The sequence below is a fragment of the Thioalkalivibrio sp. ALJ4 genome (assembly GCF_000377225.1).
Classification (GTDB): domain Bacteria; phylum Pseudomonadota; class Gammaproteobacteria; order Ectothiorhodospirales; family Ectothiorhodospiraceae; genus Thioalkalivibrio.
Genome location: NZ_KB897918.1, coordinates 415,038 through 431,115 on the forward strand (window position 1 = coordinate 415,038; position 16,078 = coordinate 431,115).

The 16,078-nt window shown below is 64.3% G+C and carries 13 protein-coding genes and 1 tRNA gene; all 14 read left to right on the forward strand.

The window, feature by feature from the left end; genetic code table 11:
- Nucleotides 1-2 precede the first annotated feature (2 nt).
- Entirely contained in the window at nt 3-2,399 is a 2,397-nt protein-coding gene (gene nuoG / locus C936_RS0108150; protein WP_018138273.1) for an NADH-quinone oxidoreductase subunit NuoG, read from the forward strand.
- 13 nt (nt 2,400-2,412) lie between these two features.
- The gene (nuoH, locus tag C936_RS0108155) at nt 2,413-3,477 is read left to right on the forward strand and encodes an NADH-quinone oxidoreductase subunit NuoH (protein WP_018138272.1); all 1,065 of its coding nucleotides are present in this window, start codon (nt 2,413-2,415) and stop codon (nt 3,475-3,477) included.
- A gap of 10 nt (nt 3,478-3,487) precedes the next feature.
- Nucleotides 3,488-3,976 (forward strand): NADH-quinone oxidoreductase subunit NuoI, encoded by a 489-nt coding sequence (gene nuoI, locus C936_RS0108160; protein ID WP_018138271.1) that lies wholly within the window; start codon nt 3,488-3,490, stop codon nt 3,974-3,976.
- Nucleotides 3,977-3,991: 15 nt separating this feature from the next.
- On the forward strand, nt 3,992-4,645 hold the full coding sequence (locus C936_RS0108165; protein WP_018138270.1) for an NADH-quinone oxidoreductase subunit J: 654 nt from the start codon (nt 3,992-3,994) through the stop codon (nt 4,643-4,645).
- A gap of 89 nt (nt 4,646-4,734) precedes the next feature.
- Nucleotides 4,735-5,040, forward strand: a complete 306-nt coding sequence (gene nuoK / locus C936_RS0108170) for an NADH-quinone oxidoreductase subunit NuoK (protein WP_012982131.1) — start codon at nt 4,735-4,737, stop codon at nt 5,038-5,040.
- Nucleotides 5,041-5,046: 6 nt separating this feature from the next.
- Nucleotides 5,047-7,056, forward strand: coding sequence for an NADH-quinone oxidoreductase subunit L (gene nuoL, locus C936_RS0108175; protein WP_018174735.1), 2,010 nt, complete (start codon nt 5,047-5,049; stop codon nt 7,054-7,056).
- A gap of 52 nt (nt 7,057-7,108) precedes the next feature.
- On the forward strand, nt 7,109-8,623 hold the full coding sequence (locus tag C936_RS0108180) for an NADH-quinone oxidoreductase subunit M (protein ID WP_018174736.1): 1,515 nt from the start codon (nt 7,109-7,111) through the stop codon (nt 8,621-8,623).
- A gap of 13 nt (nt 8,624-8,636) precedes the next feature.
- Complete coding sequence (gene nuoN, locus C936_RS0108185; protein ID WP_018138267.1) at nt 8,637-10,085, forward strand: NADH-quinone oxidoreductase subunit NuoN; 1,449 nt, start codon at nt 8,637-8,639, stop codon at nt 10,083-10,085.
- Between the two features lie 3 nt (nt 10,086-10,088).
- A complete protein-coding gene (locus C936_RS0108190) occupies nt 10,089-10,433 on the forward strand; it encodes a DUF2818 family protein (RefSeq protein ID WP_018138266.1) in 345 nt (114 codons plus the stop codon).
- A 97-nt stretch (nt 10,434-10,530) separates the two neighbouring features.
- Nucleotides 10,531-10,607: transfer RNA gene (locus C936_RS0108195), tRNA-Met, on the forward strand.
- Nucleotides 10,608-10,808: 201 nt separating this feature from the next.
- Nucleotides 10,809-11,264 (forward strand): ribosome maturation factor RimP, encoded by a 456-nt coding sequence (gene rimP, locus C936_RS0108200; protein WP_026182197.1) that lies wholly within the window; start codon nt 10,809-10,811, stop codon nt 11,262-11,264.
- 59 nt (nt 11,265-11,323) lie between these two features.
- Nucleotides 11,324-12,811, forward strand: a complete 1,488-nt coding sequence (nusA, locus tag C936_RS0108205; protein WP_018174738.1) for a transcription termination factor NusA — start codon at nt 11,324-11,326, stop codon at nt 12,809-12,811.
- A gap of 79 nt (nt 12,812-12,890) precedes the next feature.
- On the forward strand, nt 12,891-15,635 hold the full coding sequence (gene infB / locus C936_RS0108210; protein ID WP_018174739.1) for a translation initiation factor IF-2: 2,745 nt from the start codon (nt 12,891-12,893) through the stop codon (nt 15,633-15,635).
- Nucleotides 15,635-16,078, forward strand: a complete 444-nt coding sequence (gene rbfA / locus C936_RS0108215; protein ID WP_018138262.1) for a 30S ribosome-binding factor RbfA — start codon at nt 15,635-15,637, stop codon at nt 16,076-16,078. Before infB ends, rbfA begins: the two co-directional genes overlap by 1 nt.

Genomic DNA, 16,078 nt, shown 5'->3' on the forward strand with positions numbered 1-16,078 from the left:
GCATGAGTCAGGATCAGAAGCAGGATCTGGTCAGCATCGAGATTGACGGCCGCACGATCGAGGCGCCCAAGGGCTCCATGCTGATCGACGTGGCGGACGATGCCGATATCCGCATTCCGCGGTTTTGCTACCACAAGAAGCTGTCGGTGGCGGCGAACTGCCGTATGTGCCTGGTCGAGGTGGAGAAGGCACCCAAGCCGCTGCCCGCCTGCGCGACCCCGGTCATGGACGGGATGAAGGTCTACACCCAGTCTCCACTGGCGCTGCGCGCGCAGAAGGGGACCATGGAGTTCCTGCTGATCAACCATCCACTGGACTGCCCGATCTGCGATCAGGGTGGTGAGTGCGAGCTGCAGGACGTGGCCATGGGCTACGGCGACAGTGTGTCCAAGTACACCGAAGCCAAGCGCGTGGTGAAGGACAAGGATATCGGTCCGCTGATCGAGACCGAGATGACCCGCTGCATCCATTGCACCCGCTGCGTGCGCTTTGGCGAGGAGATCGCCGGCGTGCGCGAACTGGGCGCGACCGGGCGTGGCGAGCATATGCGCATCGGCACCTACGTAGAGAAGACCGTGGCCCACGAACTGTCGGGCAACGTGATCGACCTGTGCCCGGTTGGCGCGCTGACCGCCAAGCCGTCGCGCTACACCGCGCGTGCCTGGGAGCTGTCGCAGGCCGCGACCATCGCCCCGCACGACGCGGTCGGTTCCAACCTCCACCTGCATACCCACGACGGGCGCGCAATGCGCGTGGTCCCGCGCGACAACGAGGCGGTCAACGAGACCTGGATCTCCGACCGCGACCGTTTCAGCTACACCGGCCTGTACGCCGAGGATCGCCTGACCCGCCCGCGCATGAAGGTGGACGGCCAGTGGCAGGACGTCTCCTGGGAGACCGCGCTGAGTTATGTCGTCGAGGGCCTGAAGGAGACTGCCCCCGACCGCATCGGTGCGCTGCTGTCGCCTTCGCTGTCGGTGGAAGAACACTACCTGGCGCAGAAGGTCCTGCGCGGCATGGGCGTCACCGATATCGATCATCGGCTGGACCAGGTGGATTTCTCCGACGAGGCGGCCGCGCCGCTGTTCCCGTACCTGGGCGCGGCCATTAGCGATCTGGATACGGCCGATGCCGTGCTGCTGGTGGGCTGCAATCCGCGCCGCGAACAGCCGCTGCTCGCCCATCGCCTGCGCAAGGCGGCCTCGCGCGGGGCGCGGGTCAGCCTGATCAATGACATGCTGCTGGATCTGACCTATCCGGTTCAGGCCCAGCTGGTCGGCCACGAGCGCGATCAGGTCATGGCCCTGGCGGGTGTGGCCGGGCAACTGGCCGCCGCCGGCAAGTCGCTGCCCAAGAAGCTGGAAAAGGTCGTCAAGGCCGCCGAGGCCGATGACGCCGATACGCGGGCCGCGTTCGAACACATTGCCAAGTCGCTGCTGGATGCCGAGCAGGGCCATGTCCTGCTGGGCCAGGTCGCGATCCACGGGCCGGCCTTTGCGACCCTGCGCGCCCTGGCCGGCTGGATCGCCAAGCACACCGACGCCCGTCTGGGATACCTGCCGGCCGGCGCCAGTGCCGCGGGTGCCTGGCTGGCCGGCGTGCTGCCGCACCGCGGCCCGGCCGGGGCCGAAGTCGAGGTCGCCGGCCGGAACGCGGCCGAGATGCTGGCCGAGGGTCGGGATGCCTTCGTGGTCGCCGGTATCGAACCCGGGCGTGACGGGGCCGATCCGGTTGCGCTGCGCGCCGCGCTCGAGAAAGCCGGCTTCGTGGTCGCACTGAGCGCCTATGCCAATACGGATCTGGAAGCCGTGGCCGATGTACTGCTCCCGGTTGCCACCAGCTTCGAGAACTCCGGGACCTTCGTGAACGCCGAGGGCCGTTGGCAGAGCTACCGTGCCGCGGCCCGCGCGCAGGAAGACACTCGCCCCGGCTGGAAGGTCTGGCGCGTGCTCGGGAATCTGCTGGAACAGCGCGGCATGGACTATCTCGACTCGCGCGCGGTGCGTGACGAGCTGAAGGGCCTTCTGGCGGATGCCAATTTCGATACTGCGGTCAACATGAACAAGGCGCAGATTTCCATTCCGGAGCCGGCGCAGGGCGACCTGTATCGCGTGCAGGCGGCGGGGCTCTACAGCACGGATGCTCTCGTGCGCCGTGCCGAGCCACTGCAGACCAGCCCCGAGGGCCAGCTGGCCGAGTGCGTAATCGTGCATCCCGAATCCGCCGGCGGGCTTGATACCGGCTCGCGCGTGAAGCTGCGCCAGGCCGGCGCCGAGACGGAGCTGACCCTGATCCTGGACGACGCCGTGCCGGTAGGCCTGGCGGTGACCTTTGCGGGCTCGACGGCCATGGGCCGATTGGGCGCCCCGAACGCCACGGTCACGCTCGCGCGTGCCTGAGGGAACGTAAGACATGTTCGACTGGATGATGAACCTCTACAGCAGCCTGCCGACGGTGATGCAGATCCTGATCGGCATTCAGCTGATCGTGATCCCGCTGATGCTGGCCGTGGCCTACACGACCTTCGCCGAACGCAAGGTGATCGGCTATGCGCATGTGCGCGTCGGGCCGAACCGGGTCGGGCCGCGCGGCTGGCTGCAGCCGATCGCGGATGCGCTGAAGCTGCTGACCAAGGAGGTCATCCTCCCGACCAATGCCAACCGCTTCCTGTTTCTGAGTGCCCCGGTGCTGACCATCGCCCCGGCGCTGGCCGCCTGGGCGGTAATCCCGTTCTTCGATGGCGGGGCGCTGGCCAACGTCAATGCCGGGCTGCTGTACCTGCTGGCGCTGACCTCGCTCGGCGTATACGGGATCATCATCGCCGGCTGGGCCTCGAACTCGAAGTATGCGCTGCTGGGGTCGCTGCGTTCGGCCGCGCAGCTGGTCTCCTACGAAATCGCGATGGGTTTTGCCCTGGTCGGCGTGCTGATGGCTGCCGGCACGCTGAACGTGGGCGGCATCATCGAGGCGCAGTCGGGCAGCATGTACCACTGGTTCCTGCTGCCGCTGCTGCCGCTGTTCTTTGTGTATTTCATCTCCGGGATTGCCGAGACCAACCGCGCGCCGTTCGACGTGGCCGAGGGCGAATCCGAGATCGTCGCGGGTTTCCACGTCGAGTACTCGGGCATGGCGTTCGCCGTGTTCTTCCTGGCCGAATACGCGAACATGATCCTGATCTCGGCCCTGACCGCGATCCTGTTCCTCGGCGGCTGGCTGTCGCCCTTCCAGGGCATCCTGCCGCAAGCGGCCTTTGACCTGCCGGTCATCGGTGCGCTGCTGGATCATGGCATCCACTGGTTCTTGTTCAAGACGGCGGTGTTCCTGTTCGCCTTCTTGTGGTTCCGTGCCACTTTCCCGCGCTATCGCTATGACCAGATCATGCGTCTTGGCTGGAAGGTGCTGATCCCGGTGACCATCCTCTGGCTGTTTGTCGAGGGCGTGCTGGTCGCGTTCAACGTCGGCCCGTGGTTCGCCTGAGGAGTTCGTGATGAAAGCGTTCCGCCGATACCTGAAGAGTTTTCTGTTCTTTGAACTGCTGCTGGGGTTGCGCCTGACCGGGCGTTACCTGCTGAGCCGCAAGTTCACCGTGCAGTACCCGGACGAGAAGACCCCGATGTCGCCGCGTTTCCGCGGGCTGCATGCGCTGCGCCGCTACCCGAACGGCGAGGAGCGCTGCATTGCCTGCAAACTGTGCGAGGCGGTCTGCCCGGCGCTGGCGATCACGATCGACTCCGAGGAGCGCGCGGACGGCACGCGCCGCACGACGCGCTACGACATCGACCTGTTCAAGTGCATCTTCTGCGGCTTCTGCGAAGAGGCCTGTCCGGTGGATTCCATCGTCGAGACGCACATCTTCGAGTACCACTTCGAGAACCGGGGCGAGCAGATCATGACCAAGGACAAGCTCCTGGCCATTGGTGACCGCTTCGAGAAAGAGATCGCCGAGGCCCGTGCGATCGACGCCCCGTACCGGTAACGCAGGGACCGCCCCATGACCTTCGAGTTGATCCTTTTCTATCTCTTCGGCGCGATCCTGCTGGGCGGTGCCCTGGCGATGATCAGTGTGCGCAACCCGGTGCACGCGGCCCTGTTCCTGGTGCTGTGCTTTGTCGCCGCGGCCGCGATCTGGCTGCTGGCGGAGGCGGAGTTCCTCGGCATCGTGCTGGTGCTCGTCTACGTTGGCGCGGTGATGGTGCTGTTCCTGTTCGTGGTGATGATGCTCGACATCAACCTCGCCAAGCTGCGCGAGGGCTTCACCGAATACCTGCCGGTGGGCATCGTGGTCGCGGTAGCGATGGCCACCGTGCTGGTGGCCGTGATTACCCGCTACATCACGATGGATGTGCCGGAGCGCGCAGGGCCGGAATACGCCAACACCGAGGCCCTGGGCGCGATCCTCTACACCGAATACGTCTATCCGTTCGAGATTGCGGCGGTGATCCTGCTGGTGGCGATCATCGCGGCGATCTCGCTGACCATGCGCAAGCGTCCGGACAACAAGTCGATCGATCCAGGCCAGCAGATGGCGGTCTCCCGCGAGGGTCGGGTCCGCATGGTCTCCATGGCCTCCGAGAAGAAGAAGTCCCCGCGTCGTGCTGCCCAGAGCAGCGATGCGGATGGACAGCAGGACGACTCGTCGAAATAGGCAATCCGAGTAACAAGGCATTCCGGCCAGAGGTCGGGACCCGGACACCGGGGGCGGATGCCGCCCCCGAAAGAACTCAGGGCTAGAACATGATTACGCTAGAGCACTACCTGGTGCTGGCCGCGCTGTTGTTTTCGATCAGTGTGGCCGGGATCTTCCTGAACCGGAAAAACGTGATCGTTCTGTTGATGTGCATCGAGCTGATGCTGCTCGCGGTGAACATCAATTTCATTGCCTTCTCGTTCTTCCTGCAGGACCTCGCGGGCCAGGTGTTCGTGTTCTTCATCCTGACCGTCGCCGCGGCCGAGGCGGCCATCGGCCTCGCCATCCTGGTGTTGCTGTTCCGGAATCGCGGAACCATCAACGTCCAGGACCTGGACGCAATGAAGGGATAACGGGCCATGGATACGATCTATCTACTTATCGTCCTGGCGCCGCTGTTCGGCGCGATCATCGCCGGCCTGTTCGGGCGTCAGATCGGCCGCACCGGGGCGCACAGCGTCACCATCCTCGGGGTGTCGATCTCGTTCATCCTGTCGGTGGTGGTCTTCTGGGCCCACGTGTTCGGTGACGCCGGGGTCTACAACGAAACCGTCTACACCTGGATGGTCTCCGACGGCATCCAGTTCGAGGTCGGGTTCCTGGTCGACAACCTGACCGCGATGATGATGCTGGTCGTCACCTTCGTCTCGCTGATGGTGCACATCTACACCATCGGCTACATGAAGGACGATCCGGGCTACCAGCGCTTCTTCGCCTACATCTCGCTGTTCACCTTCTCGATGCTGATGCTGGTGATGGCGAACAACTTCATGCAGCTGTTCTTTGGCTGGGAGGCCGTGGGCCTGGTCTCCTACCTGCTGATCGGCTTCTGGTACAAGCGGCCGACCGCGATCTACGCGAACATGAAGGCGTTCATCGTCAACCGGGTGGGGGACTTCGGGTTCCTGATCGGGATCGCCGCGCTGGTGTTCTACACCGGCAGCCTGAACTACGCCGATGTGTTCGCCGAAGGTCAGTCGATGAGCGAGGCGACCATCACCATCTGGCCGGGCTGGACCTTCGGCCTGCTGGATCTGGCGCTGATCTTCCTGTTCATCGGTGCGATGGGTAAATCCGCCCAGGTGCCGCTGCATGTCTGGCTGCCGGACTCGATGGAAGGCCCGACCCCGATCTCCGCGCTGATCCACGCGGCGACCATGGTGACCGCGGGTATTTTCATGGTGGCGCGCATGTCGCCGCTGTACGAGTTCTCCGTCCCGGCGCTGTCGTTCATCCTGATCATCGGGGCGATCACCGCGTTCTTCATGGGCCTGATCGGGCTCGTCCAGAACGACATCAAGCGGGTGGTGGCGTATTCGACGCTGTCGCAGCTGGGCTACATGACCGTGGCGCTGGGCGCCTCCGCCTACGCCGCCGGCCTGTTCCACCTGATGACGCATGCCTTCTTCAAGGCGCTGCTGTTCCTGGCCGCGGGCTCGGTGATCATCGCGATGCACCACCTGCAGGACATGCGCGCGATGGGTGGGCTGCGCCGGCACATGCCGATCACCTACGTGACCGCGCTGATCGGCTCGCTGGCGCTGATCGGGTTCCCGTTCTTCTCCGGGTTCTTCTCCAAGGACGCGATCATCGAGGCGGTCGGCTACTCGCAGATCCCGGGGGCGACGTTTGCCTACTGGCTGGTGCTGGCCGGGGTGTTCGTGACCGCGTTGTACACCTTCCGCATGTTCTTCATGGTGTTCCATGGCGAGGAGCGCTATGACCAGGCGCACAAGTACATGCCCGACCATGGCGATGACCACGACGACGAACACGGCGATGATCATCACCATGGCCCGCTGCAGCCGAAGGAATCGCCGTGGGTAGTCACTCTGCCGCTGGTCCTGCTGGCGATCCCGTCGGTGGTGGCCGGCTACTTCATCGGCCCGATGCTGTTCGGCGACTTCTTTGCCGACAGCCTGTTCGTGCTGCCGGAGCAGGACGTGCTGGCGACCAAGGGCGAGACCTACACCGGCGTGATCGGCTTTGTGCTGCATGGGCTGATGCTGCCCGCGTTCTGGCTCGCGATGGCGGGTCTGGGCACGGCCTGGTACCTGTACATGAAGCGGCCCGAGCTGCCGAGCGTGATCGCCGAACGGCTGAAGCTGGGCGTGCGCATCCTCGAGGACAAGTACGGCTTCGACCGCTTCAATGACTGGTTCTTCGCCGGCGGCAGCGTCCGCCTGGGGCGTGCGCTGTGGCGCTACGGTGATGCTCTGATCATCGACGGGCTGCTGGTCAATGGTACCGCGCGCTCGGTCGGCTGGATTTCGGCGCGCATCCGCCACATGCAGTCCGGCTTCCTCTACCACTACGCGTTCGTGATGATCATCGGCCTGCTGGTCCTGATGTTCGCCTTCGTGATCTGAGCGGCTTCGACACCCATGCGCTCGAAGCCCATCGCTGTTTCAAGGAACGACCATGTTTGCTGACTGGCCTATCTTGAGTCTGTTGATCTGGCTGCCGATTCTCGGCGGCTTCCTGGTGCTTGCCGCCGGGCGCGACGCGCCCCATGTGGCGCGGCGGCTCGGGCTCGCGGTGGCCGTGGCGACCTTTGTGGCCAGTTTGCCGCTGTGGTTCACGTTCGAGCGTGGCACCGCGGACATGCAGTTCCAGGAACTGGCCTCGTGGATCCCGGCGTTCAACGTGAACTACCACCTCGGGGTGGACGGCATCTCCATGCCGTTGATTCTGCTGACCACACTGATCACCGTGATCGTGATCGTTGCGGCCTGGGAGTCGGTGAAGGACCGGATCGCCTACTACATGTCGGCCATGCTGGTGATGGAAGGCCTGATGATCGGCATGTTCGCGGCGATGGATGCGGTGTTGTTCTACGTGTTCTTCGAGGCGATGCTGATCCCGATGTTCCTGGTGATCGGGATCTGGGGCGGGCCGCGGCGCGTCTATGCGACCATCAAGTTCTTCCTCTATACCTTCCTGGGCTCGGTGTTCATGCTGGTTGCGCTGATCTGGATGTACATCCAGTCCGGCAGCTTCCTGATCCAGGACTTCCATGCCCTGCAGATCGGCATGACCGCGCAGATACTGATCTTCCTCGCGTTCTTTATGGCGTTCGCGGTGAAGATCCCGATGTTCCCGGTGCATACCTGGCTGCCGGATGCGCATGTGGAAGCGCCCACCGGCGGCTCGGTGATCCTGGCGGCGATCATGCTGAAGATTGGGGGCTACGGCTTCCTGCGCTTCTCGTTGCCGATCACGCCGGATGCCTCGGCGGTGCTGGATACGCTGATGATCGTGCTGTCGCTGATCGCGATCGTCTACATCGGCCTGGTGGCGCTGATTCAGAGCGACATGAAGAAGCTGATCGCCTATTCGTCGATCGCGCACATGGGCTTTGTGACCCTGGGCTTCTTCCTCGCCTTCTACATCTACCGCAACACCGGTGACTGGGAAGGGGCCTCGCTGGGTATTGCCGGCGGCATGGTGCAGATGATCTCGCACGGCTTTATCTCCGCGGCGATGTTCCTCGCGGTGGGCGTTCTGTACGACCGTCTGCACAGCCGACAGATCTCGGACTACGGCGGTGTGGTGAACACCATGCCCTGGTTCGCCGCGTTCTTCGTGCTGTTCGCGATGGCCAATACCGGCCTGCCGGGTACGTCCGGGTTCGTGGGCGAGTTCATGGTCATCCTGGCCGCGTTCAAGGCGGACTTCTGGATCGCCTTCCTCGCTGCGACCACGCTGATCCTGGCCGCCGGCTATACCCTGTGGCTGGTCAAGCGCGTGATCTTTGGCGCGGTGGCCAACGACAACGTGGCCGGTCTCTCCGACATGAACCGCCGCGAGTTCTTCCTGATGGGCGTGCTGGCCTTCTTCACCCTGCTGCTGGGTGTGTGGCCGGCGCCGCTGCTGGATGTGATGAACGCGACCATTGACCACCTCGTGGCGCATATCGCGCACTCGAAGCTCTGAACGGACGCCTGACATGACTTTCGAGATCCCCAACTTCCTCCCCGCCGTGCCCGAGATGTTCGTGCTCGGGATGGCGTGCCTGATCCTGGTGATCGACGCGTTCCTGCCGGATTCGCGGCGCGACATCACCTACGGCCTGGTGCAGGCGACCCTGGTCGCGGCTGCCGGCCTGACCCTGTGGATGATGGGTCCGGAGACGGTGCTGACCTTCTCGGATACCTTCGTGAAGGACCCGATGGCGGACGTCCTGAAAGTCGCGGTCTACGTGACCAGCTTCCTGGTGTTCCTGTATGCGCGTCCGTACCTGATGGAGCGCGGGATCCACAAGGGTGAGTTCTACATCCTGGGCCTGTTCGCGGTGCTCGGGATGATGATCATGATCTCCGGGCACAACCTGCTGACGCTGTACCTGGGGCTGGAGCTGCTGTCGCTGTCGTCCTATGCACTGGTCGCGTTCTGGCGCGACAACACCCGCGCGACCGAGGCGGCGATGAAGTACTTCGTGCTGGGCGCGCTGGCCTCCGGTCTGCTGCTTTACGGCATGTCGATGATCTACGGCATGACCGGCTCGCTGGATATCGCGGTCATTGCCGCTGAGCTGACGGCAGCGGACGAGAGCCTGAACATCCCGCTGGTCTTCGGTCTGGTGTTCCTGGTGGTCGCGATCGCGTTCAAGCTGGGGGCGGTGCCGTTCCACATGTGGGTGCCGGATGTCTACGACGGTGCCCCGACCGCGGTGACGCTGTTCATCGCCACGGCGCCGAAGATCGCCGCGTTCGCCTTCCTGATGCGCCTGCTGGTGGAGGGCATGGGCCCGATGCATGCCGACTGGCAGGGCATGTTCGTGATCCTGGCCGTGCTGTCGCTGGCGGTGGGCAACGTGATCGCGATCGCGCAGACCAGCATCAAGCGCATGCTGGCCTACTCGACCATCGCCCATGTCGGCTTCGTGTTCATGGGCATCCTGGCCGGGACTGACAGCGGCTACGCCTCGGCGATGTTCTATGTGATCGTCTATGCGATCACCGCGGCCGGTGGCTTCGGCATGATCGTGTTCCTGTCGCGCAAGGGCTATGAGGCGGACCAGATCGATGACTTCAAGGGCCTGGCCAAGCGCAACCCGTGGTTCGCGTTCATCATGCTGCTGCTGCTGTTTTCGATGGCCGGGGTGCCGCCGACAGTCGGCTTCTACGCCAAGCTGGCGGTGATCCAGGCCGCGGTGGGCGCGGATCTGGTCTGGCTGGCGATTGTCGCCGTGATCTTCTCGATCATTGGGGCCTTCTACTACCTGCGCGTGGTCAAGATGATGTTCTTCGACGACCCCCGCGAAGACGCGCAAGAGCCGGTGCAGCCCTCGGGGGCGCTGGCCACCGCGCTCAGCATTAACGGATTGGCGGTACTGCTTCTTGGAATTTTTCCGGGGCTGCTGTTGTCTGTCACCCACTACGCAATCATGGGCTAAGTCGTGACACAGTGGATTCCATTTGAAGTTCTGGTCTGGGGTTTTGTCGTCGTTGCCTTTATTTCGGCAAACCTGCCCTGGCTGACCGAACGCATCGGCCTGATGGTCCTGCCGGCCAGTGGTGTGAAGGGCCCCTGGACCCGTATCTTCGAATGGGTCGGGCTTTATCTGCTGGTGGGACTGATCGGCAAGGGCCTGGAGTTTCAGGCGACTGGGGGCATCCACACGCAGGGTTGGGAGTTCTACGTGATCACCCTGTCGTTGTTCGCGGTGTTCGCGCTGCCCGGATACATCTGGCGCTACGATCTCCGGCAGCATCTGCGGACTCGCGCGCACCGTTCGCGGTAAAAGGTACGGCCGGGTGCGAGGGGGCTTGGAATCAGGAAAAATCTCGCTCTTTTCCTTGCAGCCCCCAACCCGCTTTGTTATAGTTTCGCGTCTCGGATGCGGGGTGGAGCAGTCTGGCAGCTCGTCGGGCTCATAACCCGAAGGTCGCAGGTTCAAATCCTGCCCCCGCTACCATTTTTCAGAGAGGCCCCATATGGGGCCTTTTTGTTAGGCAGGTCCGTTGTGGCGGTCTTGCCGGGCTGCGCTCCCGCGCGCCAAGCAGTCAGTCTGACTGGCTGCGCTCATCGCTGAGGTGTTCGAGGGGCGTTTATCGCCCTTTTTTTGTTTCCGGGCCCTGGAAAGGGCCGGTTCGTGAATCGTTCCGAGTGGAGTCAGGTGGCGGAAAAGCCCGAACAATTGAAGGCGCTGCTGGCCCCGGTGGTCGAGGGGCAGGGGTTTGTGTTCTGGGGGTTGGAGTACCACCCCGGTTCCAAGCCCGTGATGCTGCGCATCTACATCGACAGCCCCGAGGGGGTCACGGTGGATGACTGCGCGCTGGTGAGCGACCAGGCCGGTGCCGTGCTCGAGGTGGAACAGGCGCTGCGCGGCAACTACACCCTGGAGGTCTCCAGTCCGGGTATCGAGCGGCCGCTGTTCACGCCCGACCAGTACCGGGGATATATCGGACACCCGGTGAAGGTGCGGTTGAGTTGGCCGGAGCACGGGCGGCGGAATTACCGCGGCACGCTGATCGGCGTGGACGAGGAAATGATCGAAGTCGAGGTCGACGGCACGGGCTACGAACTGCCGTTGAACGCTATCCACAATGCGCGGGTCCTGGAACAGCTGTAGACCGGCGCGCGGTTTTTGTTGAATCGGCGGGTAACCGCCGAGGTGCGGAGAGACAAGAGATGAACAAGGAGATCCTGCTGGTCGCGGATGCCGTGGCGAACGAGAAGGGTGTCGACAAAGACATTATTTTCGATGCCCTGGAATCGGCATTGGCCATGGCGACCCGCAAGTATCACGGTGGCAAAATGGACGTGCGCGTGAGCATCGACCGTGAGGAAGGTGACTACGACGCGTTCCGTCGCTGGACCGTGGTCGATGACGAGGACCCCGAGTTCGAATCACCGGAATACCAGATCCTCCTTTCGTATGCGCAGCAGAAGAACCCCGATGCGCAGGTCGGTGACGTGATCGAGGAGCCGGTGGAGGCCGTGGATTTCGGCCGTATCGCCGCGCAGACCGCGAAGCAGGTGATCGTGCAAAAGGTGCGCGAGGCCGAGCGCGCCAAGGTGGTCGAGGAGTACCAGGACCGCGTGGGTACGCTGGTAATGGGTATCGTCAAGCGCACCGACCGCAACGGCACTTACGTCGATCTCGGCAACAACGCCGAGGCCCTGATCCCGCGCGAACACATGATTCCGCGCGAGACCGTGCGCACCAATGACCGCCTGCGCGGCTATCTCAAGGAGATCCGTCCCGACGCGCGCGGGCCGCAGTTGATCCTGAGCCGGAGCGCGCCGGAGTTCCTGATCGAGCTGTTCAAGCTTGAGGTGCCGGAGGTTGGGCAGGAGATCATCGACATCATGGGCGCGGCGCGTGACCCGGGCCAGCGTGCGAAGATCGCCGTGCGCTCCAACGACCCGCGTCTGGATCCGGTCGGCGCCTGCGTCGGCATGCGCGGTTCGCGTGTGCAGTCGGTGTCCAACGAGTTGGCCGGCGAGCGCATCGACATCATCGTCTGGGACGAGAATCCGGCTCAGTTCGTGATCAACGCGATGTCCCCGGCCGAGGTCCTGTCGATCGTGGTGGACGAGGACAAGCAGTCGATGGACATCGCGGTCGAAGAAGACAAACTCTCCCTGGCCATCGGCCGTGGCGGACAGAATATCCGCCTGGCCTCCCAGCTGACTGGCTGGGAGCTGAACGTAATGACCGAGGAGCAGGCGGCCGAGAAGAGCGAGGCCGAGGCCCAGCAGCTAGTGACCTTCTTTATGGAGGCGCTGGATGTGGATGAGGAAGTGGCCGGCATCCTGGTGCAGGAGGGCTTCAGCACGCTGGACGAGGTGGCGTATGTCGACGAGGCCGAACTGCTGGCGATCGAGGAGTTCGACGAGGACATCGTGGGCGAGCTGCGCAGCCGCGCCAGCGACGCCCTGCTGACCCGAGCGATCGCGGGCGGCGAGAACTACCAGCCCGCGGAGGACCTGCTGAACATGGACGGCATGACCCAGGGCGTGGCCAACAAGCTGGCCTCGCATGGTGTCTGCACCATGGAGGACCTCGCGGAGCAGGCAGCCGACGACGTGGTCGAAATGACCGGATTGAGCACGGAAGAGGCGTCCGAGCTGATTATGACGGCGCGCGCCCCGTGGTTTGAAACCGGGGAATAACCCCGGACGAAGAATCGCGAAGCCCGTGTGACAGGCCGTCGGCTGGCCTGAAAAGAATATGGAATGGAGGTAAGGCGCCATGGCGCAAATGACAGTGCAGCAATTCGCGGAATCGGTTGGGAAGCCGGTAGACCGCCTCATGGAGCAGCTCAAGGAGGCGGGCGTCGAGGTGGATGGCCCGGAAGCGGCCATCACCGATGCCGAGAAGCGCAAGCTGCTCGATCACCTCCGGCAGTCGCACGGGGAGAGTGAGGGTGGCCGCGTGACGCTCAAACGGCGCGCCCAGGCCCAGACCCTGAAGGTGAGCTCCGGGCCCGGACGCTCCAAGACGGTCAATGTTGAGGTGCGAAAGAAGCGCACGATCAAGCGCAAGCCAGCCGAGGAGCCCGTCGAGGCCCCGACCGAAGCCCCGGTCGAGGTCGAAGCTGTGCCGACCCCGGAGCCGACCGCCGAACCGACCCCGACTCCGAAGGAAGTCCCGGCTGAGCCGGTGGCCGAGGAGCCCAAGCCGGAGGAAGTCGAGGTCGAGGAGCCCGCCGCCCCTGAAGTCGAGGCTGCTGCGGAAGAACCGGTTGAGGCTGAGGCCAGCGAAGAGGCCGAAGCACCGGAACCCGAGGCTGAGCCCGAACCCGAACCCGAACCCGAGCCGACCCCGGCTAAGCCGAAGCGCCCGCTGAGCCGGACCGAACAGCTTGCCTTGCAGGTCGAGGCCGAACGCGATGCCCAGCGCAAGGCGCTGGAGGCGCGCAAGCAGGAAGAGGTCGAGCGTGGCGAACGCCAGAAGCGCCGCCAGAAGGAACTGGAGGCTCAGGAGGCCAAGCGCGAGAAAGAAGAACAGGCACGCCTCGAGCGCGAGGCGGCCCAGCGTCAGGCCACCGCCGAGGCCGAAGCCGGCAAGACCGCGGCCGGCGCCGGCAAGGGTCGCAAGACGCGCAAGGACGACCGCAAAGAGCTGCATGTCGCTGGGGATCGTCGTGGTCGGCGCAAGAAGGGCGAGGGCCGCAAGGCGCAGTCCGCCGCCGCGCAGGCCGTTGCGAGCAAGCATGGTTTTGCCAAGCCGACCGCGCCGGTTGTCCGCGAGGTCGAGGTGCCGGAGACGATCACGGTCTCCGAACTGGCCCAGGCGATGGCGATCAAGGCGCCACAGCTGATCAAGGCCCTGATGGGTATGGGCGTGATGGCGACCATCAACCAGTCCATTGACCAGGACACTGCGATGCTGGTGGTCGAGGAGATGGGCCACACGCCGGTCGCGGCGAAGGAGACCTCGGTCGAGGACGAGATCGACACCGGTCTGGAGCAGACGGCGGAGGCCAAGGCGCGCCCGCCGGTCGTCACCGTGATGGGTCACGTCGACCACGGCAAGACGTCTTTGCTGGACTACATCCGGAAGGAGAAGGTCGCCTCGGGCGAGGCTGGGGGTATTACCCAGCACATCGGTGCCTACCACGTGGACAATGGCCACGACGGCGTGACCTTCCTGGATACCCCGGGGCATGCCGCGTTTACCGCGATGCGTGCCCGTGGCGCGCAATCCACCGACATCGTGATCCTGGTAGTGGCAGCGGATGACGGCGTAATGCCGCAGACGCTCGAGGCGATCCAGCACGCGAAGGCGGCGGGCGTCCCGATCGTGGTCGCGGTCAACAAGATCGACAAGCCGGAGGCCGAACCCGAGCGCGTGATGAACGATCTCGCCCAGCACGAAGTGATCCCCGAGGCCTGGGGTGGCGATACGCAGTTCATCAACGTCTCGGCGCATACCGGCGAGGGCATCGACCAGCTGCTGGAGGCCCTGGGCCTGCAGGCCGAGGTGATGGAGCTGAAGGCCCCGGCCGAGGGCCCTGCGCGGGGCGTGGTGATCGAGTCGCGCCTGGACAAGGGGCGTGGCCCGGTGGCGACCATCCTGGTCCAGTCCGGCAAGCTGAAGCATGGCGATATCCTGCTCTCGGGCAAGGAATACGGTCGCGTGCGGGCAATGTTCGACGACACCGGAAAGTCGGTGAAGGAGATCGGTCCGTCCATGCCGGTCGAGGTCCTGGGTCTGTCCGGTGTGCCGGAGGCCGGGGACGAGGTTCTGGTGGTTGCGGACGACAAGACCGCCCGCGAGGTCGCCGAGCACCGCGACGCCAAACAGCGCGAGCGCAAGCTGGCCGCGCAGCAGGCAGCCAAGCTGGAGAACATCTTCAACCAGATGCAGGAAGGCGAGATCGCGACCGTGAACATCCTGATCAAGGCGGATGTTCAGGGCTCGGCCGAGGCCCTGCGAGAGTCGCTGATCAAGCTGTCCACCGACGAGGTGCGCGTGAAGGTGGTCTCCGCCGGTGTCGGCGGGATCTCCGAGTCCGACCTCAACCTGGCGATGGCCTCCGAAGCGATCGTGATCGCGTTCAACGTGCGTGCCGATGCGGGCGCCAAGCGCCTGGCCGCCGAGAACGAGATCGACGTGCGTTATTACTCGGTGATCTACGAGGCGATCGACGACGTGAAGCAGGCGCTGTCGGGTCTGCTGTCGGCCGAGATCCGCGAAGAGGTCGTGGGCCTCGCCGAGGTGCGCGATGTGTTCAAGGCCTCCGGCTTTGGCCAGGTCGCCGGCTGTCTCGTGGTCGAGGGTGCGGTCAAGCGGGGCAACCCGATCCGCGTGCTGCGCGACAACGTGGTGATCTACGAAGGCGAACTCGAGAGCCTGCGTCGCTTCAAGGATGACGTGAACGAGGTCAAGGCCGGTACCGAGTGCGGTATCGCGGTGAAGAACTACAACGACGTGAAGGCCGGTGACCAGATCGAGGTCTTCCAGCGCGTCGAGGTGGCTCGGAGCCTCTGATGCCCGGGAATCGCGACTTCCATCGTTCCGATCGGGTCGGTGACCAGATCCAGCGCGAGCTGGCGGAACTGATCCGTCTGGAGGTCAAGGACCCGCGCGTGGGGATGATTACGCTGGCGGATGTCGAGGTCTCGCGGGATCTCGCCCATGCCAAGGTGTTCTTTACCCAGCTGGGTGGCGAGGAGAAAGGCCGCGAGGCACAGCAGGGACTGAATCACGCGGCAGGATTCCTGCGCCGTGCGCTCGGTCAGCGGATGCGGCTGCGTAGCGTGCCCCAGTTGCGGTTTGTCTACGACGACACGCCGGAGCGCGGGGCTCGTATGTCCTCTCTGATCGATCAGGCCCTGGCCGAGGATCGCGCGCATCATGCCGATTCGGATGGGGGCGACAGCGGTGACAATGGTGGGTCCGAGGACCCGAAGGACCCGGGCCGCGAGGCCTGA

What these genes read in the sequence shown, in the direction of transcription:
- nuoG (WP_018138273.1), top strand. Translation starts at nt 3, where the DNA reads ATGAGTCAGGATCAGAAGCAGGATCTGGTCAGCATCGAGATTGACGGC.
- nuoH (WP_018138272.1), top strand. Translation starts at nt 2,413, where the DNA reads ATGTTCGACTGGATGATGAACCTCTACAGCAGCCTGCCGACGGTGATG.
- nuoI (WP_018138271.1), top strand. Translation starts at nt 3,488, where the DNA reads ATGAAAGCGTTCCGCCGATACCTGAAGAGTTTTCTGTTCTTTGAACTG.
- C936_RS0108165 (WP_018138270.1), top strand. Translation starts at nt 3,992, where the DNA reads ATGACCTTCGAGTTGATCCTTTTCTATCTCTTCGGCGCGATCCTGCTG.
- nuoK (WP_012982131.1), top strand. Translation starts at nt 4,735, where the DNA reads ATGATTACGCTAGAGCACTACCTGGTGCTGGCCGCGCTGTTGTTTTCG.
- nuoL (WP_018174735.1), top strand. Translation starts at nt 5,047, where the DNA reads ATGGATACGATCTATCTACTTATCGTCCTGGCGCCGCTGTTCGGCGCG.
- C936_RS0108180 (WP_018174736.1), top strand. Translation starts at nt 7,109, where the DNA reads ATGTTTGCTGACTGGCCTATCTTGAGTCTGTTGATCTGGCTGCCGATT.
- nuoN (WP_018138267.1), top strand. Translation starts at nt 8,637, where the DNA reads ATGACTTTCGAGATCCCCAACTTCCTCCCCGCCGTGCCCGAGATGTTC.
- nusA (WP_018174738.1), top strand. Translation starts at nt 11,324, where the DNA reads ATGAACAAGGAGATCCTGCTGGTCGCGGATGCCGTGGCGAACGAGAAG.
- infB (WP_018174739.1), top strand. Translation starts at nt 12,891, where the DNA reads ATGGCGCAAATGACAGTGCAGCAATTCGCGGAATCGGTTGGGAAGCCG.
- rbfA (WP_018138262.1), top strand. Translation starts at nt 15,635, where the DNA reads ATGCCCGGGAATCGCGACTTCCATCGTTCCGATCGGGTCGGTGACCAG.